This is a genomic window from Streptomyces sp. CGMCC 4.7035, assembly GCF_031583065.1.
Classification (GTDB): domain Bacteria; phylum Actinomycetota; class Actinomycetes; order Streptomycetales; family Streptomycetaceae; genus Streptomyces; species Streptomyces yaanensis.
Genome location: NZ_CP134053.1, coordinates 7,184,668 through 7,205,589 on the forward strand (window position 1 = coordinate 7,184,668; position 20,922 = coordinate 7,205,589).

15 protein-coding genes and 1 rRNA gene are annotated in these 20,922 nt (G+C 70.2%); 3 read left to right on the top strand and 13 right to left on the bottom strand.

Translation table 11 applies throughout. The features are described from left to right. Positions 1–102: 102 nt before the first annotated feature. Positions 103–1,628 (bottom strand): 16S ribosomal RNA (locus Q2K21_RS31595). A 581-nt stretch (positions 1,629–2,209) separates the two neighbouring features. Then, positions 2,210–3,217: a stage II sporulation protein M gene (locus tag Q2K21_RS31600; RefSeq protein WP_310777990.1), complete on the bottom strand. Its 1,008-nt coding sequence runs from the start codon at positions 3,215–3,217 to the stop codon at positions 2,210–2,212. 119 nt (positions 3,218–3,336) lie between these two features. On the opposite strand from Q2K21_RS31600, the gene Q2K21_RS31605 reads away from it, so the two are divergent. After that, positions 3,337–4,392, top strand: a complete 1,056-nt coding sequence (locus Q2K21_RS31605; protein WP_310777993.1) for an RDD family protein — start codon at positions 3,337–3,339, stop codon at positions 4,390–4,392. A gap of 31 nt (positions 4,393–4,423) precedes the next feature. Here Q2K21_RS31605 and Q2K21_RS31610 read toward each other — a convergent pair whose 3' ends face one another. The 8 genes from Q2K21_RS31610 to Q2K21_RS31645 all read right to left on the bottom strand — a co-directional run bounded on the left by Q2K21_RS31610 (position 4,424) and on the right by Q2K21_RS31645 (position 12,938). Next, the gene (locus tag Q2K21_RS31610; RefSeq protein ID WP_310777995.1) at positions 4,424–5,038 is read right to left on the bottom strand and encodes a hypothetical protein; all 615 of its coding nucleotides are present in this window, start codon (positions 5,036–5,038) and stop codon (positions 4,424–4,426) included. A gap of 207 nt (positions 5,039–5,245) precedes the next feature. Continuing rightward, positions 5,246–6,703, bottom strand: coding sequence for an adenosylhomocysteinase (gene ahcY / locus Q2K21_RS31615; RefSeq protein WP_310777998.1), 1,458 nt, complete (start codon positions 6,701–6,703; stop codon positions 5,246–5,248). A gap of 479 nt (positions 6,704–7,182) precedes the next feature. Continuing rightward, positions 7,183–8,160: a cation diffusion facilitator family transporter gene (locus Q2K21_RS31620; protein ID WP_310778000.1), complete on the bottom strand. Its 978-nt coding sequence runs from the start codon at positions 8,158–8,160 to the stop codon at positions 7,183–7,185. A gap of 156 nt (positions 8,161–8,316) precedes the next feature. After that, positions 8,317–9,468, bottom strand: a complete 1,152-nt coding sequence (gene manA, locus Q2K21_RS31625; protein WP_310778005.1) for a mannose-6-phosphate isomerase, class I — start codon at positions 9,466–9,468, stop codon at positions 8,317–8,319. An 87-nt stretch (positions 9,469–9,555) separates the two neighbouring features. Continuing rightward, the gene (locus Q2K21_RS31630) at positions 9,556–10,683 is read right to left on the bottom strand and encodes an SIS domain-containing protein (RefSeq protein ID WP_310778010.1); all 1,128 of its coding nucleotides are present in this window, start codon (positions 10,681–10,683) and stop codon (positions 9,556–9,558) included. 27 nt (positions 10,684–10,710) lie between these two features. After that, positions 10,711–10,881, bottom strand: a complete 171-nt coding sequence (locus Q2K21_RS31635; RefSeq protein WP_310778013.1) for a Trm112 family protein — start codon at positions 10,879–10,881, stop codon at positions 10,711–10,713. A 143-nt stretch (positions 10,882–11,024) separates the two neighbouring features. Then, the gene (locus tag Q2K21_RS31640; RefSeq protein ID WP_310778016.1) at positions 11,025–12,389 is read right to left on the bottom strand and encodes a phosphomannomutase/phosphoglucomutase; all 1,365 of its coding nucleotides are present in this window, start codon (positions 12,387–12,389) and stop codon (positions 11,025–11,027) included. A 171-nt stretch (positions 12,390–12,560) separates the two neighbouring features. Next, positions 12,561–12,938 carry a DUF3499 domain-containing protein gene (locus Q2K21_RS31645; protein WP_310778018.1) on the bottom strand — a complete coding sequence of 126 codons (378 nt, stop codon included), beginning with the start codon at positions 12,936–12,938 and terminating at the stop codon, positions 12,561–12,563. Between the two features lie 412 nt (positions 12,939–13,350). Between Q2K21_RS31645 and Q2K21_RS31650 the strand changes: the two genes are divergently transcribed. Then, positions 13,351–13,800, top strand: a complete 450-nt coding sequence (locus Q2K21_RS31650; RefSeq protein WP_310781346.1) for a metallopeptidase family protein — start codon at positions 13,351–13,353, stop codon at positions 13,798–13,800. Positions 13,801–13,863: 63 nt separating this feature from the next. On the opposite strand, the gene Q2K21_RS31655 is transcribed toward Q2K21_RS31650, so the two are convergent. The 3 genes from Q2K21_RS31655 to Q2K21_RS31665 all read right to left on the bottom strand — a co-directional run bounded on the left by Q2K21_RS31655 (position 13,864) and on the right by Q2K21_RS31665 (position 19,511). After that, positions 13,864–15,390, bottom strand: a complete 1,527-nt coding sequence (locus Q2K21_RS31655; RefSeq protein ID WP_310778021.1) for a DUF5719 family protein — start codon at positions 15,388–15,390, stop codon at positions 13,864–13,866. Beyond that, entirely contained in the window at positions 15,387–19,031 is a 3,645-nt protein-coding gene (locus Q2K21_RS31660) for a glycosyltransferase family 2 protein (protein ID WP_310778024.1), read from the bottom strand. The genes Q2K21_RS31655 and Q2K21_RS31660 overlap by 4 nt, the downstream gene beginning before the upstream one ends. Before the next feature lie 216 nt (positions 19,032–19,247). Next, positions 19,248–19,511, bottom strand: coding sequence for a WhiB family transcriptional regulator (locus Q2K21_RS31665; RefSeq protein WP_003975777.1), 264 nt, complete (start codon positions 19,509–19,511; stop codon positions 19,248–19,250). A 703-nt stretch (positions 19,512–20,214) separates the two neighbouring features. Here Q2K21_RS31665 and Q2K21_RS31670 point away from each other — a divergent pair. After that, complete coding sequence (locus tag Q2K21_RS31670) at positions 20,215–20,721, top strand: cysteine dioxygenase (RefSeq protein ID WP_310778141.1); 507 nt, start codon at positions 20,215–20,217, stop codon at positions 20,719–20,721. The last annotated feature ends 201 nt before the right edge of the window (positions 20,722–20,922 follow it).

Below are 20,922 nucleotides of genomic sequence, written 5' to 3' on the forward strand. Positions count from 1 at the left end.
GTGCCGAGTAGTCAACGTTCCACCCATGAGCTACCAGCATCAGACATTCGCTGATGTACTGGCCTCTGGACAACCTTGCGGCTGCCTAGAAGTGCTCCTTAGAAAGGAGGTGATCCAGCCGCACCTTCCGGTACGGCTACCTTGTTACGACTTCGTCCCAATCGCCAGTCCCACCTTCGACAGCTCCCTCCCACAAGGGGTTGGGCCACCGGCTTCGGGTGTTACCGACTTTCGTGACGTGACGGGCGGTGTGTACAAGGCCCGGGAACGTATTCACCGCAGCAATGCTGATCTGCGATTACTAGCGACTCCGACTTCATGGGGTCGAGTTGCAGACCCCAATCCGAACTGAGACCGGCTTTTTGAGATTCGCTCCACCTCACGGTATCGCAGCTCTTTGTACCGGCCATTGTAGCACGTGTGCAGCCCAAGACATAAGGGGCATGATGACTTGACGTCGTCCCCACCTTCCTCCGAGTTGACCCCGGCGGTCTCCTGTGAGTCCCCATCACCCCGAAGGGCATGCTGGCAACACAGAACAAGGGTTGCGCTCGTTGCGGGACTTAACCCAACATCTCACGACACGAGCTGACGACAGCCATGCACCACCTGTACACCGACCACAAGGGGGGCACTATCTCTAATGCTTTCCGGTGTATGTCAAGCCTTGGTAAGGTTCTTCGCGTTGCGTCGAATTAAGCCACATGCTCCGCCGCTTGTGCGGGCCCCCGTCAATTCCTTTGAGTTTTAGCCTTGCGGCCGTACTCCCCAGGCGGGGAACTTAATGCGTTAGCTGCGGCACCGACGACGTGGAATGTCGCCAACACCTAGTTCCCACCGTTTACGGCGTGGACTACCAGGGTATCTAATCCTGTTCGCTCCCCACGCTTTCGCTCCTCAGCGTCAGTAATGGCCCAGAGATCCGCCTTCGCCACCGGTGTTCCTCCTGATATCTGCGCATTTCACCGCTACACCAGGAATTCCGATCTCCCCTACCACACTCTAGCTAGCCCGTATCGACTGCAGACCCGAGGTTAAGCCTCGGGCTTTCACAATCGACGTGACAAGCCGCCTACGAGCTCTTTACGCCCAATAATTCCGGACAACGCTTGCGCCCTACGTATTACCGCGGCTGCTGGCACGTAGTTAGCCGGCGCTTCTTCTGCAGGTACCGTCACTTTCGCTTCTTCCCTGCTGAAAGAGGTTTACAACCCGAAGGCCGTCATCCCTCACGCGGCGTCGCTGCATCAGGCTTGCGCCCATTGTGCAATATTCCCCACTGCTGCCTCCCGTAGGAGTCTGGGCCGTGTCTCAGTCCCAGTGTGGCCGGTCGCCCTCTCAGGCCGGCTACCCGTCGTCGCCTTGGTGAGCCATTACCTCACCAACAAGCTGATAGGCCGCGGGCTCATCCTGCACCGCCGGAGCTTTCCAAGTTCGAAGATGCCTCCGAACCTCGTATCCGGTATTAGACCCCGTTTCCAGGGCTTGTCCCAGAGTGCAGGGCAGATTGCCCACGTGTTACTCACCCGTTCGCCACTAATCCCCACCGAAGTGGTTCATCGTTCGACTTGCATGTGTTAAGCACGCCGCCAGCGTTCGTCCTGAGCCAGGATCAAACTCTCCGTGAATGTTTTCCCGTAATCGGGATGAACACCACGAGAGCGGTGCGAGAGGAGGAATAGTCCCCTCGCACACAGCGTCCTCGCTGTGTTTTTCAAAGGAACCTCGTCCCAGCCGAACCGGCCGGAGACGGGGTATCAACATATCTGGCGTTGACTTTTGGCACGCTGTTGAGTTCTCAAGGAACGGACGCTTCCTTTGTACTCACCCTCTCGGGCTTTCCTCCGGGCGCTTCCCTTCGGTCTTGCGTTTCCGACTCTATCAGATCTTTTCTCGATCCGATTTCCTCGGCGCTTTCCAGGTTCCCGCTCTCGCGTTTCCCTTTCCGGCATTTCCGACTTTATCAGAGTTATTGGGGCCGATTGACCGGCATCCATTTCTGAATCTTCGGAAGGGGCTCCTCGGGATCGATGTCCATCGATGCTCCGGAAGCAGCTAGACGCTCACCGTTGCCGGTGGACAGGTCCACCTCTAGGCAACTGTTCGAATCTACCTCCCCACGCGATCCGTGTCAACGGCTCTTGCGGGGCGAAGAGGAGACTAGCAGGTCAACGGCGAGAGACGCACATCCGGCGGGGTCCGTCACCCATCAGGCTGCTGTCGGGACCTGCGCGCTGCGCTCGGCCGCTTCCACGTCGCCGGTGTCACCGGCCCGCGCCGCACGTCCGCCCAGGACAAAGACGTAGGTGAGGAACGCCAGCTCAGCGACGATGCCGATACCGATTCGGGCCCAGGTCGGGAGGCCGGACGGGGTCACGAAGCCTTCAATGGCGCCCGAGACGAACAGGACCAGAGCGAGGCCGATCGCCATGCCCAGGGCGGCGCGGCCTTCCTCGGCGAGGGCGGTGCGGCGGGAACGGGGGCCCGGGTCGATGAGGGTCCAGCCGAGTCGTAGGCCCGTTCCGGCAGCCACGAAGACTGCCGTCAGTTCGAGAAGGCCGTGCGGGAGGACCAGGCCCAGGAAGGTGTCGAGGCGGCCGGCCGAGGACATCAGGCCGATGCCGACCCCAAGGTTCAGCATGTTCTCGAAGAGGATCCAGAGAACCGGGAGGCCCAGGAAGATGCCGAGGACCAGGCACAACGCGGCAGCCTGGGCGTTGTTCGTCCACACCTGGGCGGCGAAGGCCGCGGCGGGATGGCTGGAGTAGTACGTCTCGTACTCGCCGCCGGGGCGCGTCAGATCGCGCAGTTCGCTGGGGGCGGCAATCGAGGACTGAACCTCCGGATGGGTGCCGATCCACCACCCCAGGAGCGCTGCTATCACCGTGGAGAGCAGCGCGGTGGGTATCCACCAGCGGCGCGAACGGTAGACCGCGGCGGGAAATCCGTAGGCAAGGAAGCGTGTGACATCGCGCCACGAGGCGCGGCGAGTGCCCGTCACGGCACTGCGCGCGCGTGCCACCAGTTGGCTGAGGCGACCCGTGAGCTGGGGGTCCGGTGCGCTGGACTGGATCACCGAGAGGTGGGTGGCGGTGCGTTGATAGAGGGCGACGAGTTCGTCCGCCTCTGCTCCGGTGAGGCGGCGCTGGCGGCGCAGCAGGGCCTCGAGGCGGTCCCACTCGGCTCGGTGGGTGGACACGAACACGTCGAGGTCCATGGGATGGGCTGCTCCTCGTCCTCTCGTACTGCGTGTCAGCTTGTCGTACTGCGGCGCGATGTGCCCTCAGCTTGGCAGACTGTCGTATCGCTAGGCGGGTCAGGGGAAGGACTGCGGGCGTGAGTGAGCTAGTAACGGGCGAGGCGGTGGCGCTGGAGCTGCGCCCCGCGAAGCTGCCGAGCCGGGCGCTGGCCGTGTTGCTCGACCTGGCAGTGGCCCTGTTCGCCTACATCGTGGTGATGATCGTCCTGGTGGCGTCCACGTCCGGGCTGGACGAGGCCGCACAGATCGCGGTGTCGATCGCGGCCTTCGTGCTCGTACTGGTGGGCGGGCCGATCGCGGTGGAGACGCTCAGCCACGGTCGGTCTCTGGGGAAGCTGGCCTGCGGGCTGCGCGTGGTGCGGGACGACGGGGGGCCGATCCGGTTCCGGCACGCGTTGGTCCGGGGTGCGGTGGGCGTGATCGAGATCCTGATGACCTTCGGGGTCATCGCGTGCATCGCCTCACTGGTGTCGGCGCGGGGTCGGCGGCTCGGTGACGTGTTCGCGGGGACGCTGGTCGTACGGGAGAGGGTGCCCGCGGGGCGTACGCGCTTCGTGCCTCCGCCGCCGCCCTGGCTGGCCGGGCGGTTCTCCGAGCTGGATCTGTCGGCGGTTCCGGACGGGTTGTGGCTGGCGATCCGGCAGTACCTGACGCGGATGCAGCAGCTTGATCCGCAGGTGGGCTGGACGATGGCGGAACGTCTCGCCGCCGACCTCGCGGCCCGTACGGGGGCGCCGGCGCCGCACGGTGTTCCGCCGGCCGCGTATCTGGCGGCGGTGGTGCAGGAACGGCAGGCGCGGGAGGCGCGGCGGGCGTTCGGCGACCGGGTTGAGGGGGAGGCCGTGAGCGTGAACCCGCAGGCGCCCGGGATCCCTGGCGGGCCGGCGCCGGTCCCGCAGCGGCCCCCGGTACCGACCACCGGGGCAGGCCCGTGGTCGCTTCCCGGTTCGGACGCTGCTGAGGACCGGTCCGGGACGCCGGTTCGGCCGCAGACATACGCGGCACGGCCTCAGACGGCTACGCCCGTCCTGCCGCAGAACCCGCGGTCCGCAGCGCCGCAGGCCCCTCGGTCCGCAGCGCCGCAAGACGAGCCGTCGGACCGACCCGGCACCGGATTCGCGCCGCCTGCCTGACGCTCCTCTTCGGCATGGGGCCGGGCCGCCGTCAGGGGAACACCGACGGCGGTGATTCGAGGTGCTCCAGTTCGATGCCGGGCGCCGCGAGCACCACGTCGCCGGAGATGTGGACGGTGTGCTGCTCCCCCGTGTCCAGGGCTGTGACCTGGTATTCGTCCACGAGCAGGGGGGCGTTGTCAGTGGCGTGTGCTTCTCTTGCGATCAGGGCCCAGGACTGGTCCACGGTGCGGGGGGCGAGGACCGGATCGGTGAAGGCGACGAGGCGTACGCGCGTCGCGGAGGAAGAGGGGGTGAGGCGCAGCAGACGGGCGGTGGCGACGAGGAACGCCGGCGATGTGCCGGTGAAGGCGTGGGCGCGGACATTGCCTTCGGTGGCATGCGCGCCGGTGGGATCGGTGCGGACCCAGGTGACGCCGTCGAGGGCAGCGCCCCGCACCTGCCAGCCGGCAGCGTGGAGTTCGAGGCGGATGGGGCGGCCGAGCTCGTCGAGGGCAAGGTCGACGGAGCCGGCATGGTCGCCGGACGGGGCGGTCAGCTGGGAGACATAACGCCAGCCGGAAGGGCCGGGTGCGCAGTGGAAGTGTTCTTCGGCGAGGAGGGTGTGGTCGTGCGGGTCGTGAAGCGAATATCGGCCGCGGGGCATGGGGGTCCTGGGTCGTGACGGGCTGGTCCGGCCAGTCTGCCTGGTCCGGCCAAAAGGGGCAGGCCCCCGGCACGGGGGTGCGGGGGCCTGCCTCGGTCCTGCTGCTGAGGAGCACGTCAGTGCACGGACGTGCTCACCACGTGGTGCGCGACGGGCTCGCGTACGCCGACAGCCGACGGCGTACGCGCGGCCCGGCGCCGCCGGTGATCAGTAGCGGTAGTGGTCCGACTTGAACGGGCCCTCGACGTCGACGCCGATGTACGCGGCCTGCTCGGGGCGGAGCTTGGTGAGCTTCACGCCGAGCGCGTCCAGGTGGAGACGGGCGACCTTCTCGTCGAGGTGCTTGGGCAGCGTGTACACGCCGGTGGGGTACTCGTCCGGCTTGGTGAACAGCTCGATCTGGGCCAGCGTCTGGTCCGCGAAGGAGTTGGACATCACGAACGACGGGTGACCGGTGGCGTTGCCCAGGTTCAGCAGGCGCCCCTCGGAGAGGACGATGATCACCTTGCCGTCGGGGAAGGTCCAGGTGTGGACCTGCGGCTTGACCTCGTCCTTCACGATGCCGGGGATCTTGGCGAGGCCGGCCATGTCGATCTCGTTGTCGAAGTGGCCGATGTTGCCGACGATCGCCTGGTGCTTCATCTTGGCCATGTCCGAGGCCATGATGATGTCCTTGTTGCCGGTCGTGGTGACGAAGATGTCGGCCTTGTCGATGACCTCGTCGAGGGTCGTGACCTGGTAGCCGTCCATCGCCGCCTGCAGCGCGCAGATCGGGTCGATCTCGGTGACGATCACGCGGGCGCCCTGCCCGCGCAGGGACTCCGCGCAGCCCTTGCCCACGTCGCCGTAGCCGCAGACGACCGCGGTCTTGCCGCCGATGAGGACATCGGTGGCGCGGTTGATGCCGTCGATCAGGGAGTGGCGGCAGCCGTACTTGTTGTCGAACTTCGACTTGGTGACGGCGTCGTTGACGTTGATCGCCGGGAAGAGGAGGACGCCGTCGCGCTGCATCTCGTACAGGCGGTGGACGCCGGTCGTGGTCTCCTCGGTCACGCCGCGGATCTCGGACGCCAGCTGGGTCCACTTCTGGGGGTTCTCGCCCAGGGTGCGGTGGAGCAGCTGCAGGATGACGCGGTGCTCGTCGGACTCGGCGGTCTCGACGGCCGGGACCTTGCCGTCCTTCTCGTACTCGACGCCCTTGTGGACCAGGAGGGTGGCGTCACCGCCGTCGTCCAGGATCATGTTCGGGCCGCCGGTGGGGCTGTCCGGCCAGGTCAGCGCCTGCTCCGTGCACCACCAGTACTCCTCCAGGGTCTCGCCCTTCCAGGCGAAGACCGGGACACCCTGCGGGTTGTCCGGCGTGCCGTTCGGGCCGACGGCGATGGCGGCGGCCGCGTGGTCCTGGGTGGAGAAGATGTTGCAGGAGGCCCAGCGGACCTGCGCGCCCAGGGCCACCAGGGTCTCGATGAGTACGGCGGTCTGGACGGTCATGTGCAGGGAGCCGGTGACGCGGGCGCCGGCCAGGGGCTGCGCCTCGGCGTACTCCTTGCGGATCGCCATCAGACCGGGCATCTCGTGCTCGGCGAGAGTGATCTCCTTGCGGCCGAACTCGGCCAGGGAGAGGTCGGCGACCTTGAAGTCCTGCCGGTTTTCGACAGTCGTCATTGCGTGCTGCTCCTCGGGGTTGGGTCGAGGTGGGTAGGGCTGGTCTGCGCGGCGGCCGGCACAAGGGTGCCCGCGTACGCGCAGCGCAGTCCGTCGGAGGCCCTCTCTCCCTCGGTCGGTCCGCGGTGGGACCGCCCGACCGCCATCAGCAGCGACGTCTGGCTCGGCTTCAAAGCTACACCGGGCGGCCCCGCGCTCCCCAGTCCGCCTCCAAGAACGGCCGGTTGCTTGCGACGTTCCGGCGGCCGATGTCCGCGCATGCGCAAGAGTGTTCGCACGTCGGCGTCGGCCGGTGTCCGGGGCCGTGTGAGCGGCGCCCCCCACGGTTCCGGTCCTGCTCGCGGGTGGGCGCACTGAGCGGGTTCGTCCCGGTGCTCTCCGGGCTCGGCCTCGGGATCGCCGCCTGAGCCGTACGGCGGCCCGCGGTGACCGTCACCTCGCCCCTGCCGCCGTGGACCGTGCCAGGCGTGACGACGGGATCAGTGCCCGGCGGTCGGTGCCGGGCCGCCCGGCGTCGCCTCGCGGTCCGGGCCCTTCGCGGCCTCGGCCTCGCTGTAGATGTCCGGCTCCAGGTAGATGACGCGGGCGATCGGGACGGCGGCGCGGATGCGGGCCTCGGCGGCGTTGATCGCGGAGGCGACCTCCGTGGCCGTGTTGTCGTGCCGGACAGCGACCTTGGCGGCGATCAGCAGTTCCTCGGGGCCGAGGTGGAGCGTGCGCATGTGGATGAGGCGGGTGACCGTGTCGCCGTCGACCATCGCGGCCTCGATCTGCTGGACCACCTCGATGCCCGCGGCCTCGCCGAGCAGCAGGGACTTGGTCTCGGCGGCCAGGACGAGGGCGATCAGGACGAGCAGGACACCGATGCAGACCGTGCCGATGCCGTCCCAGACACCGTCGCCGGTGAGCAGGGCGAGACCGACGCCGAGGAGGGCGAGGACCAGACCGATGAGCGCGCCGAAATCCTCCAGGAGGACGACGGGCAGTTCGGGAGCCTTGGCCCGGCGGACGAACTGCGTCCAGGAGAGCTTGCCCCGCAGCTCGTTGGACTCCTTGATGGCCGTGCGGAACGAGAAGCCCTCGGCGATGATCGCGAAGACGAGGACGCCCACCGGCCAGTACCAGTGCTCGACCTCGTGCGGGTGGTTGATCTTCTCGTAGCCCTCGTAGATCGCGAACATGCCGCCGACGGAGAAGAGGACGATCGAGACCAGGAAGGCGTAGATGTACCGCTCGCGGCCGTAGCCGAAGGGGTGCTGCGGGGTCGCCTCGCGCTCGGCCTTCTTGCCGCCGATCAGCAGCAGGAACTGGTTGCCGGAGTCGGCGAGCGAGTGGACGCCCTCGGCGAGCATCGACGACGAGCCGCTGAAGGCGAACGCCACGAACTTCGATGCCGCGATCGCGAGGTTGGCTCCGAGTGCCGCCACGATCGCCCTGGTGCCGCCTGACGCGCTCATGTGTTCGCGTTGTCCCTTCGTAGCCGTCCCGCCCAGGAACCACGTACGCCCGTACGCCGTCCCCGGCTTTGCCCGTCCTTTGCCGGTGGGCCATTGTTGCAGCCGGGTCCGACGGCGGCGCCTCGGACCGGCTCAGCGACTGCGTACGCCTCCGGGTCAGACGACGACCGTGGCGCGGAAGACCGTGCCGGACCCGGATACTTCCGCCTTTTCGCCCGCCGGTACGAAGACCGATTCACCCGGGGCGAGCACGTGGTCCCCGGCACGTACGGAACCAGCGGTGCACAGGAGGATCTGCGGCGTCACGCGGGTGAGGTCGTGCGGGGCCGCGCCCTCCGGGAGGACATACCGGGACAGGCGGAACTCGTCGATGGGCGTCTCGTAGACCTCCTCGCCGTCGGGCGAGGCCTCCGGGCTCAGGACGCCGGGGTCGCTCGCCTCGAAGCGGACGATGCGCAGCAGCTCGGGGACGTCGACGTGCTTGGGGGTCAGACCGCAGCGCAGGACGTTGTCGGAATTGGCCATGATCTCGACGCCGAGGCCGTCGAGGTAGGCGTGCGGAACGCCGGCGCCGAGGAAGAGGGCCTCGCCGGGCTGAAGGCGGACGTGGTTGAGCAGCATGGCCGCGATCACGCCGGGGTCGCCCGGGTAGTGGTGGGCGATGTCGGCGTACGGGGCGTACTCGCCGCCGAGGCGGGCGCAGGCGGCGGCAGCCTCGCGGACCGTTTTGGCCATGTCCTCGGGGTCGGCGGTCAGGACGGCGGTGAGGACCTCGCGCAGGGCGGCCTCTTCGGGGTGCGCGTGCAGGAGGTCGACATACGGCTTGAGAGAGTCGACGTCGAGGCCCGCGAGCAGGTCCGCGGCCTCGGCCGGGGCGCGGAAACCGCACAGGCCGTCGAACTCGGTGAGGGCGCAGATCAGCTCGGGCTTGTGGTTGCCGTCCTTGTAGTTGCGGTGGGGTGCGTCGATCGGGATGCCGCGGCGTTCCTCGTCCTCGTAGCCCTCCTTCGCCTGCTCCAGGTCGGGGTGCACCTGGAGGGAGAGCGGGGCGCCGGCGGCGAGGATCTTCAGCAGGAAGGGCAGCCGGGGGCCGAACCTGGCGACCGTCGGGTTCCCCAACTCGCGTTCCGGTGCCTCGTCGATCACCTCGTCGAGAGGGCCGCGCGGGGTGCGCGAGGGTGCGCCCGGGTGGGCGCCCATCCACATCTCCGCCTGGGGCTCACCGGTCGGCTCCACCCCGAGGAGCCGCGGAATGGCGGTGGTCGATCCCCAGGCGTAGGGGCGGATGGTGTTGTCGAGGCGATCCATGGGTGTTTTCTCCATACGTACGCTGCTCGGCCGACGCCCTTCCTCGGGCGTCGGCCGGTGCGCGCGGTCAGCCGGTGTGAGCCAAGATCAGGCCCCGGAAGCGAGCGCCACGTAAACGGCGGCGAAATCCGTGATGGCGATCAACTCCGCGAGTGTTTCCAGTTCGTCGCCGTCCTCCGGTTCGAGTTCGCTGATCGCCGTGCCGTGGCCGAGGGCGAGCTCGCGTGCGGCGGGGGCCGCGCTGAGGCCGCCGATCGGGCGGTCGCGCAGGAGCACCACGCGCGCGTGGAGGGCCTGTGCCTCCTCGACGCGATCGCGGAAGAAGTCGTCGGGGTCGGCGCCGGCGGCGAGCGCACCGGAGAGCAGGATGTTGTGCGAGGCGAGCGCCTCGGGGAGCTGCGCGGTGAGCGCGGGGCGGCCTGCCAGTTCCGCGAGCGCGGCGGCGAAACGGCGGCCGGCGGGCGCGGCGGAGACGCCCTCCGTCCAGATCACCGGGAGCGACTCGGCCAGCTCGGCGGCGAGGTTCTTGGCGGGGTTGCCGTAGGTCGCGATGGCCGGACCGCAGCGCTCGGCGACGCGGTCGAGGCGGTCGGCGACCCTCTCCAGGGCATCGGGCGGCGCCGAAAGCAGTCCGGTGCGGTCGAGGAGGACGAGCAGCGGGGTGAGCAGGGCCCACAGGACGCCGGGCGCGGACGCGGTGAGGGGCTCTTCCTGCTCGTACGGGGCGGTCGCCATCGGGACGAACAGGCCGTGGGCGCCGGTCACCGCATCCGTGATCGGGGACCGGGCGGGGGCCACCGCGACCACGGTGCAGCCGCGGCGGTAGGCCTGGTCGACCAGGATCGACAGGCCCGGTTCCGTGCCGTCGGGCGTGGCGATCAGCAGGAGGTCGACGGGGCCCGCCCAGCCGGGCAGCTCCCAGCGCAGGGCGCCCGCGGCGGGGGCGACGCCCGTCGGATGGATGCGGGTGACCGGGCAGGAGACACCGGCGAGGGTGTCGAGCAGTTCGGCGACGCCCACGGAGGCGGTGCCGGGACCCGCGATGAGGACCGCGCGGGGGCGGCCGTCGGGCTTCAGCTCGTTGACCCCCGCTTCGGCGGCGAACCGCACGGCGGTGCGCACCCGGGCGCCCGCCTCGGCGGCGCCGCGCAGCAGTGCGCGCCGGTCGGCGCGTGCCAGCGCCTCGGGGTCCTCGAGCAGCGATTCGTCCAGCATGGTCGGCAGCCTCCGATCGCCGGTCCGTTACGCGGGGCGGCGGGCCTCGTCGACGAGCAGGACCGGGATGCCGTCCCGGACGGGGTAGGCGAGGCCGCAGTCCTGGCCGGTGCAGACCAGTTCGCTCTCCTCCTCCTTGAGGGCGGCGTGGCACGCCGGGCAAGCGAGGATCTCCAGGAGGCCGGCTTCGAGCGGCATGAAAGGTCCCTTCGGGGGCGGATGCGCTGTGCCTGGTCAGCGTACCGCTGAGTGCGGCGGCATGCCGGAGTTGGGCGGGGTCCACCACCCCCCTTTCCGTGGAGCAGGGGGTGGTCGGCAGGTGGGCGGGGGCAGGGGGAACGTCAGTCCCGGATGATCGCCAGCACCTCGTCCCGGATCTTCGTCATGATCGCCTCCTCCTTCGCCTCCGCGTTCAGGCGGAGCAGCGGTTCCGTGTTGGAGGGGCGGACGTTGAACCATCCGTCGGCGGACGAGACGGTCAGGCCGTCCAGTTCGTCGATCTCGACGCCCTCGCGGCCCTCGTACGCCGCCTTGATCGCGGCGAGCCGGCCTTTCTGGTCGTCGACCGTGGAGTTGATCTCTCCGGAGCCGACATAGCGGTCGTACTCGGCGACGAGCTGCGACAGCGGGCCGTCCTGACCGCCGAGGGCTGCGAGGACGTGGAGGGCGGCGAGCATGCCCGTGTCGGCGTTCCAGAAGTCCCTGAAGTAGTAGTGGGCGGAGTGCTCTCCGCCGAAGATCGCGCCGGTGCGTGCCATCTCGGCCTTGATGAAGGAGTGGCCCACGCGCGTGCGTACCGGCGTGCCGCCGTTCTCCCGTACGACCTCCGGCACCGACCACGAAGTGATCAGGTTGTGGATGATCGGGCCCTTGCCGCCGTGCTTGGCCAGCTCGCGCGCGGCGACCAGCGCCGTGATCGCGGACGGTGAGACCGGTTCGCCGCGTTCGTCGACGACGAAGCAGCGGTCGGCGTCGCCGTCGAAGGCGATGCCGAGGTCCGCACCCTCCTCGCGCACACGCTTTTGCAGGTCGACGATGTTCTCCGGGTCGAGCGGGTTGGCCTCGTGGTTCGGGAACGTCCCGTCCAGCTCGAAGTACATCGGAACCAGGTCGATGGGCAGCCCGGCGAAGACGGTGGGCACGGTGTGCCCGCCCATGCCGTTGCCCGCGTCGACGACAGCCTTCAGGGGGCGGATGGAGGTCAGGTCGACCAGGGAGCGGAGGTAGGCCGCGTAATCCTGCAACGTGTCGCGCTGCGTGATCGTTCCCGCCGTCTCCACCGGCTCCGGTGCGCCCGAGTCCCTCCACTGCTCCGCCAGTTCGCGGATCTCGACGAGACCCGTGTCCTGGCCGACCGGGGCGGCGCCCGCGCGGCACATCTTGATGCCGTTGTACTTCGCCGGGTTGTGGGAGGCGGTGAACATCGCGCCCGGCAGGCCGAACGCGCCCGACGCGTAGTACAGCTGGTCCGTCGAGCACAGGCCGATCTCGGTGACGTCGACGCCGCGTGCCGCCGCTCCGCGCGCGAAGGCCCGCGACAGACCGGGGGACGAGGGGCGCATGTCGTGGCCGATCACGATCGCGTCGGCGCCGGTCACCTGAGCGAAGGCCGCCCCGAAGAGCTCGGCCAGCGACTCGTCCCACTGGTCCGGGACTACCCCGCGTACGTCGTACGCCTTCACGATCTGCGACAGATCAGCAGCCACGGCCAACCCTCCTGAGGTCTCAACAATGACCCCAAACTACCTGCTGGTCCTGACGCTCGGAGGTGACTCCACAGTGCGGTGCGGGCTGTTCCAACGGAGTTCATACCAGGTCTCACCGGCGCACGGGGTACCGGTGGAGCGGTCGCTCCCTCAACCGCCGGGAGCCGGCGCTCAGTTGTCCGGCGAGCGCAGCACCCGCAGATGGCCGCGGCGTGCGACCTCCATCGGGTCCGCCGTACGGGCACTGCCGCCGCCCGCCTCGGCCGTGCGCTGCTGCGGACGGGCCGCCTCGCGCACCGCGTTGGCGAGCGCCTCCAGGTCGTCACCGCTGGGGCGCGCCGGGGCCGAGCCGTCCAGAAGCCGGACGACCTCCCAGCCGCGTGGCGCGGTCAGGCGCTCGGAGTGCTCGGCGCACAGGTCGTAGCAGTGGGGTTCGGCGTAGGTGGCGAGCGGGCCGAGGACCGCGGTCGAGTCGGCGTAGACGTACGTCAGCGTCGCGACGGCGGGTCGGCCGCAAGCGGTGCGCGAACAGCGACGTACAGGGCTCACGACGTTGGACGGTACCGCACTCTTGAGCGGGCCGCGACGACTCTCCCCCAGGTCACTCCACCGTGTCGTGCTGTGAAACGCCCCACACACCCCTCCGGACCCGCCTCACTGACCTGCGCCGACAACCCACGAGGGGACACCGAACAGCACTGAAATCGGTCACCACTTGGTACAAACCTCGCCAATTTTCATGAGGTCGGCGGTCCCGGAGAGATATGGAATCGAGCCCAAGCTTGGCTGGAATGGTCATCCTGCGACATCTGGAATGGTCATCCCGCGACATGCCGTGCGGACTCGGCGCATGTTCCCCGGGCCGGGCCCCGGCGAGCCGGTTGGACACGGCGCGGCCGGGGGTGCGCGGCCGCGTGGGGGCCGGGCGCGGCGCCCCGGCGGGGACTACGCTTCGTCAGTGATGGACAACGCCGTACCGCCCCGCGCCACCGCCCCCGGCCCCCGCCGCCGCGATCGCCACGGCAGAGGCATGCGTGGGCCCATCGCGCCGCCCCAGGTGCCGCTCGCCGCGAGCCGCGCCGAGGTGTTCGCGGATCTGGTGCAGGACTCCGTGGAGCGTCTGGAACGGCGCTGGCCACAGCTCGCCGACATCGATTTCCTGGTCCTGGAGGTGCCGCGCCTCGACGGCCCCGGTGAGCGCTGGGCGGACGAGGCGGTGCCCCTGGGCGGCACGATCCCGGCCCGCGAGGGCCGCCGCGCGCGTGTGGTCGTCTACCGCCGCCCGGTCGAGATCCGCACCAAGGGCCGCGACGAGCGTGCCGCGCTGGTCCACGAGGTGGTCGTGGAGCAGGTGGCGGAGCTGCTGGGGCTCACTCCGGAGACGGTGGATCCGCGCTACGGCGAGGACTGACGACGCCACTGACGTCGAGCTCGTCGCCGCGAGCGGCACGGCACGGCACGGCAGCCCGTGCCGTCACTTCTTCAGCAACACCGACAGATCCTGGTCCGCCTCCGGCACCGCCACCGTCCCCCGGTCGTCCGGGAGGGTCTGCACCGTGAACGCCGATACGCCCTCGGTGTTCGTCTGGAGGGTGCGTGCGGCGTAGACGGGTCCTCCGGAGACCGGCTCGACGGTCAGCGCGTACGTGCCCTTGAGGCCGCCGGGGACGGGCGCCTCCACGTTCTGCGTCGTGCCGCCCTTGATCGTGTACTCCTTCGTCACCGCCGTACCGCCCTCGCTGCCCGCGGACGCGGTGACCTTGACCGTGGCCGAGCCGCCCGCGGCGCTGAGCGCGAGCGTGGTGCCCTTGGCGCTGTTGCCCGCGACCGACGCGCGCGTGCCGACGGGCGCGGTGGCCGGGATGAACGCCGACTCCTGCTTGTCGCCCTTGCCGCGCACCACGCGCACGGCGGCCACCACAGGGACCGCGGTGTCGTTGGGCGTCAGCACCAGGGAGCCCGCCTCGCCGCGCGTGACGTCGCCCAGGTCGACGGCGGTGGTCATGCCCGACTTCACGTGCAACGTCTCGTTCCCGGCCGGGGTGATCTCCCCGGAGGGCGTGGAGAGGCGCACCTTGAGGTCGGCGTCGGCGTCGCCCGGGGCGAAGACGATCAGGCGGACGTCCGTGGCGTCCTTGGGGATGCCAGGCATCACCACAGAGCCCGCGGGGTCCGTGGAGGCGGCCAGCCAGTCGCCGCCCAGCTTGTCGTCGAGGGCTTGCAGGGTGGCGGCGACCCGGCCGCTGCGGACGCTCACATGGACCGTGACGTCGCCTTCCTTCGCGCCGGTGAGCGTGGACAGCAGGACCGGTTCGCTGGAGTGCGGCTTGACCGTGATGCCCTCGCCCGTGGTCGACTTGAGGTTGCCGTCCTTGCCGTACAACTCGATGTCCACGACCGCGGCGGAGTCGTCGGGGTTGATCAGGTGCACGTAGTCGGTGCGGGAGCCGGCGGTGCTGGCGCCCACGAACCAGAACTCGGTGTCCGGGGCGGTGCAGTTGGTGCCGAGCAGTCCACGGCCGGTGCCCGCGGCGACCTCGGTGGTCTCCTGTACCGTCCAGCCGGGCGCGAGCCGGCCCGTGGCGGTGCCGATGAGCGCGGGTGTGCCGGCGCCCGAGCTGTCCCCGGTGACCGGCCTACCGGGCTCCTTGGGGGTCACGGTCGGCGCGTCGGACCGCTTCTTGCTCTTGCCGCTCTTACCGGTCTTGCCGCTCTGGGAGGATCCCGAGCCGTCCGCCGACTCCTCGTCGGCCGCGGTGAGTTCTGCCTTGCCGCTGCCGCTCGTGCCCTGCGCGACAGGCGTGAAGGACGTGTAGGAGGTCTCGGCGATGTCGGAGGCGCTCGGCTCGGGGCACAGCAGCCGGGTCTGCTGCACGGGCAGCCGTGCGGCCGCCTTCGCGGCGCCACTGCCGGACGCCTCAGGAGCCGTGAGCGCGGCGAATCCGGTGACGGCGGCGAGCGCGGTGGCACCGGCGATCAGGGACAGGGTCGTGCGGTTCACTGCTGGCTCCCGTCGGGGCGCTCACTGTCGGTGCCGTGCGCCGGGTCGTACGGCATGGCGTAGCCCTGGGTGTACGTCGGGTCGTACTGCGGCGTGGTCCCGTAGGCGTACGGGTCGTACTGGCCGCCCTGGTAGGGGTCGGCCTGGTACGGCTGCTGCTCGTACGTGCCCGGCGCGTACTGCTCGCCGCCCGGGTACTGCTCTGCGCCGTAGGCGGCGTACTCGGTGTCCGCGTAGCCCGCCGTGTCCCACTCGCCGTACGCCTGCTGCTGCGGGACGGCGGCGGGGGCGGGGGCCTCCTCTGGAGGAGGAGGCAGGGTGTCGGCGTCCTGCGATGCCGCTTCGGCCTCGGCCTGGGCGCGCAGGCGGCGGGCGCGGCGGCCCTCCCCGCTGGTGTCCTGCGCGGGCACGACCTGCTCCTCGGGGAGGTCGTCGTCGATGTCCCGGCGGCGGCCCGGCAGGGCGAGCACCACCAGGACGACGGCGAGCGCTCCCTGCGCCCAGTGCCAGGCGGTGTGGCCGAACGGCGTGTCGTACGTGACGTCCAACGTGCCGCCGGTGGCGGGCAGTTCGAAGCCCTGGGCCCAGCCGTCGACCGTGGTGCGGGTGAGCGGCTTGCCATCGAGGGTGGCGGTCCAGCCCGCGTCGGCGGTGTCGGCGATCCGCAGGACGCGGCCGTCGCCACCGGAGGGGATCTTGGTGTGGATCTCGACCGGTCCGGCCGCGACGGGCTGCGGTGCGGCGGAGCCGGTGACGATCGCGGCGCGGGAGACCTCACGGTCCACCCGCCACAGGGCGCTGCCGTCCTGCTGGCTGAGCCGGGTGAGGCCGGGCGTGGTGTCCAGGACGCGGCTGACCTCGCGGGGCGCGCCCTTGCGGACGAGGACGTAGCGCACGGCGAAGCCGCCGAGTTCGTCGGCCTGGTCGGCGCCGGAGCCCGCCACGAGGTTGGCGACGACCTTGTCGAGCTTCTCGTTCTCGCCGTCCTCCGTGGCGAGTTCCCCGTCGCCGAGGCGGGCGCCGGAGCCACGGACCAGCGTGTAACCCACGCGCGCGGTGGTCTCGCCGTCGAGGACGAGGGTGCGGGCCTGGTCGCTGGTGCCGCCCTCCTCGGCGACGAACGCGGGCACCTGCACCGGGTCGCGGCGCTCCAGGGGACCGTCGGCGCCCCGGATCATCCATCCGGCGGCGATGAGCAGCGGGCCGGCCGCGGAGGCGAACGCGATGAGCGCGGCGACCGGCTGGCGCCAGCCGAAGCTCTGCTCGGCCACGCGCGCCCTTGCGCCGTCCGCACCGATCGCGGCGGCGGCCAGGATCGCGAGGCCGTAGACGAGGGTCGCGGGTCCGGCCCAGGTGGAGCGGTTGGACAAAACCGCGAAGACGAGCGCCACCAGAGCGACCGCCCACGCCGTCCAGATGCTCGCCTGGCGCTCGGAGCGCATCAGGGCGGCCAGCGCGGCGAGGACGACACCGATGAGCATCAGCCCGCTGACGGTGCCGGGTCCACCCGGACTCGCGCCGAGCAGGTCGGAGGCGGAGGCCGCGCTGCTGCCGAACGTGAGACCGGCCTCCTTGAAGAAGCCGAACGGCAGCAGTGACAGCGACCAGGGGGCGAGCACCAGCAGCGGGGTGCCCAACTGGGCGAGGAAACGCAGCCCGTAGGCGACGATGTCGTTCCTGCGCACCGCGAGCAGCGCCAGGCCGAGGATCAGGGCGAGGGGCCACACGATCGGCGTGAACGCCGTAGTGATCGTCAGCAGCAGGGCGTACGCCCAGGTGGCGCGCCAGCTGCCGCGCGCGCCGGACGCGTGGGCGAGGCCTGTGGCCGCGATGCCCGCGCGCGCGATGAGCGGCAGCAGGACCGCGAGGACCGCGGTGCCGATGCGGCCGCCGGCGAGGGCACCGGTGGCGGCGGGCAGGAAGGCGTACGCGACGGACGCCCACGCGCGCAGCAGCCGCGACTCGACGAGCGGACGCGACGCGAAGTACGCGGTGAACCCGGCCAGCGGCACCGAGCAGACGAGCAGCACCGTGACCGCGAATCCGGTGGAGCCGAAGAAGATGCTCGCGAGTAGGGCGACGAGCGCGAGGTAGGGCGGCGCGGAGTGCGTGCCGCCCGCGCCGACCGGATGCCAGGCGTCGAGATACCGCGACCACAACGCGGAGGAGTCGACGGGCGCGGGCAGCAGCGCGCCGCCCGCGAGCGCGCCACCGCCGAGCAGAGCGCGGCAGGCGACGAGGGAGACGGCCAGGAGGACGACGAAGAGCACCGGTCCGGGCTTGCGGGCGATGCGCTTCAGCCGCGCGAACTGTTCGACTTCCAGGAAGTCGGCGTCGTCGCCGCCGGGACCGGACTCGATGGCGCCACCGTGCCGGCCGGCCGAGGAGACCTCGGGGTCGGAACGGCCCACCAGATTGCTCGCGACCTGTTCGACGGTGGCCCGGACGGTCGCTCCGGGCGGCGGGAACAGCGGGCGCAGCTCCCCCTTGTCGACCTGCGGTCGGCCGCGCCCGCGCCGCCCGGCGATGATCCGCTCGGGCCGCAGCAGCGTCCCCAGGAGACCGCGGATCTCGTCGACCGCCTGCCCCGGGACCTTGCCGACGAGGTACGCCACCGTGCGCAGCAGGGTGCCGAGGACCAGGCGGAGCATGATCCACGGCAGCTGTGCCGTACGGGCGTTGACGAGGAGGGTGTAGACGGCGCCCGCCTTGTCGACCTTGTGTGGGGAGGCCGCGGTGCGGCCCACGCAGTCGACGGTGCGGCGCTCGCGGGAGGCCGCCTCGGCGTGCCGGACGACCGCTTCGGGGGCAACGAGCACCCGGTGCCCGGCGGCCTGGGCGCGCCAGCACAGGTCGACGTCGTCACGCATCAGGGGCAGATGCCGGTCGAACCCGCCGAGCTGCTCGAAGACGTCACGCCTGACCAGCATGCCGGCCGTGGACACGGACAGCACCTGGCGGACGTGGTCGTGCTGGCCCTGGTCCTGTTCGCGGCGGTCCAGGCCGGTCCAGCGGCGGCCCGAGTTGGCGATGGTGACGCCGACCTCGAGAAGCTGCCGGCGGTCGTACCAACCGCGGAGCTTGGGGCCCACGACAGCCACATCGTCGCGGCCCAGCTCCAGTTCGGTCTCCACGACCCGCAGCAGCTGGGCCAGGGCGTCGGGTTCGGGCGCGCAGTCGTCGTGCAGGAGCCACAGCCACTGCATCGGCTCGCCGTGCGGCAGATCCGGCATGTCGTAGGCCTCGTCGCGCCAGGTGCGGGTGACGGGGTCCCAGCCGCTGGGGCGCTTGAGGTAGGGCAGGTCGTCCGGGGTGAGGACGGCCGCGATGCGGCTCGCCTCCTCTACGGCCTGGCCGAAACCGGTGCGTCGGGCGAGGTGCAGAACATGGTCGTCGCCGAGGGCCTCGGTGAGCAGCTGGGCGGAGTCGTCCGCGCTGCCGGTGTCGGCCGCCACGGCGTTCTGCACGGGGCGGTCCTGGCCGAGCAGCCCGGCGAGCGCGTCGGGCAGCCAGCGGGCGCCGTCGTGGGAGACGAGCACCGCGGTGACCACGTGACGCGGAAACTCGGGCGGGCGGGTCGGGTCGAACGACACTGTGGCAGCGACGTCTTGATGGGCTGCCGTATGGCTGTGCACGGACATCGAGGTACGGGCCCCGGTTCGATGGACTGCGGTGGACGCCTGTGCCCACCGGGGGCAGCGGGGCGTCTCGGACGAGCGACCACACTATCGGCTGGGCAGCACAGCGGCCCGCCGCCTGTGGATAACCCACCTGCGACGGGCCGTCGGTGACGTCCTTTGTGTGCGTTGTTCGTGTGCGTTGTCGGGGCCTTCCCGGAGGTCTCCGGGCGGGCCCGGTCAGACGGCGGCCTTCTTGAGGCGGCGACGCTCGCGCTCGGACAGGCCGCCCCAGATGCCGAACCGCTCGTCGTTGGCGAGCGCGTACTCAAGGCACTCGGAGCGGACTTCGCAGGCGAGGCAGACCTTCTTGGCCTCACGGGTGGAGCCGCCCTTCTCCGGGAAGAAGGACTCGGGGTCGGTCTGGGCGCACAGCGCGCGCTCCTGCCAGCCGAGTTCCTCGTCCGCGTCGTCGACCAGCAGTTGCTGCACCAGCTCGGTCATGTGCGCCCCTCGTCTGTCTTTCGCGTCCCCGTGATGTAGCCGTTACCGATTTCGGCTGAACGACACGAGTGAAATTACAAGTGTGCCGATCCGGGCCAGTCAAGCCGAGATCTGCTATTGGGCCCCTTATTCACTCTGCGGAACCAAGGCTATGCGGAAAGTGTTCAAATCGGCATAAACCCTGACACTGAGCGGAGGTCGGAACGAGCTTCGGACCCCTCACAGGGAAGGACGCCCAGATGTTCGATCTCGTTCCGGCACGCGCGGCGAAGCGAAGCGGATCACATTCGGATCACGAGATCGCAACGGGGCTCGTGCGCCCGGATGTGCGCCATGTGTCCGCGGCGCCCCATGAACAAACCTTTCATCTGCCAGATGAACCGGATGAGGTGAAACATCTCCCACATTCCGGACATCAAGTTGACAGCGGAGGTGTGAACCGATGTCCTAGTGGGCATGCTCGCGAACTTGGCACTCACCTCGACCCGCTCCGCCGGGTCCCACGGTGCTGCCCGCGCTCGCTGTAGCTGTTGCTGTTCCGGCTGTTGAGCCATCCCTCAGCGCTCCGGCCGTCCTGAGTCCACGCGACTCGGCTGTTGTTCCCTCCGCCCGTACCAGGGCGTACGCCTCCGCCCGTGACCCGGGCGGACGACATGCGACACCCAGCCACCCCCGCACTCTCCGCCGAGGAACACCGCATCCCATGAACAGCGACAGTGACCTCCAGATCGCCGGCGACATCCTCGAAGTACCGCATCTGCTCCAGCCGCCGCGCGAGCACCCGGCCACCGTGGCCGAGTTCGCCGGTCTCGCCCGCGCCATCGCCGCCGACCGCTCCCAGTGGGAGCACCTCGTGCGGTACGACGCGACGTCCCGCTGGTACCACCGGCTCCGCACGGGCCCCGGCTACGAGGTGTGGCTGCTTTCGTGGGTGCCCGGGCAGGGCAGCGGGCTGCACGACCACGGGCGCTCGTCCGGCGTACTGACCGTCCTGGAGGGCGCGCTGACGGAGCGCACGGAGCGCGGCACCCGCGCGTTGGGTGCGGGGGCGCAGAGGGTGTTCGCGCCGGGCTATGTGCACGAAGTGGTGAACGACGCGCTGGAGCCGGCGGTGAGCCTGCACGTCTACTACCCGGGGCTGACCGAGATGCCCATGCACGCCAGCGCCTGCGCGGCGGAGCGCGGCACGGTGGACACGGTCTCCGCCTGAACCCGGCGGCAGGCGGCCACCGGTTCGCCGCTTTCGCCGGCGGAGCCCCGCCGCGCACGACCGCCGGTTTCCGCGCCGTCGCCGCCCGAGCCCGCCGTACCGGGCCGCCAGCCGGGCACGACCCCGTCCGAGTGCGGTGCCGGAGGGGGAGACGGCCGTCCACAACCGGGTCACGCGCTGTCGTACCCGCCTGCAAGACTG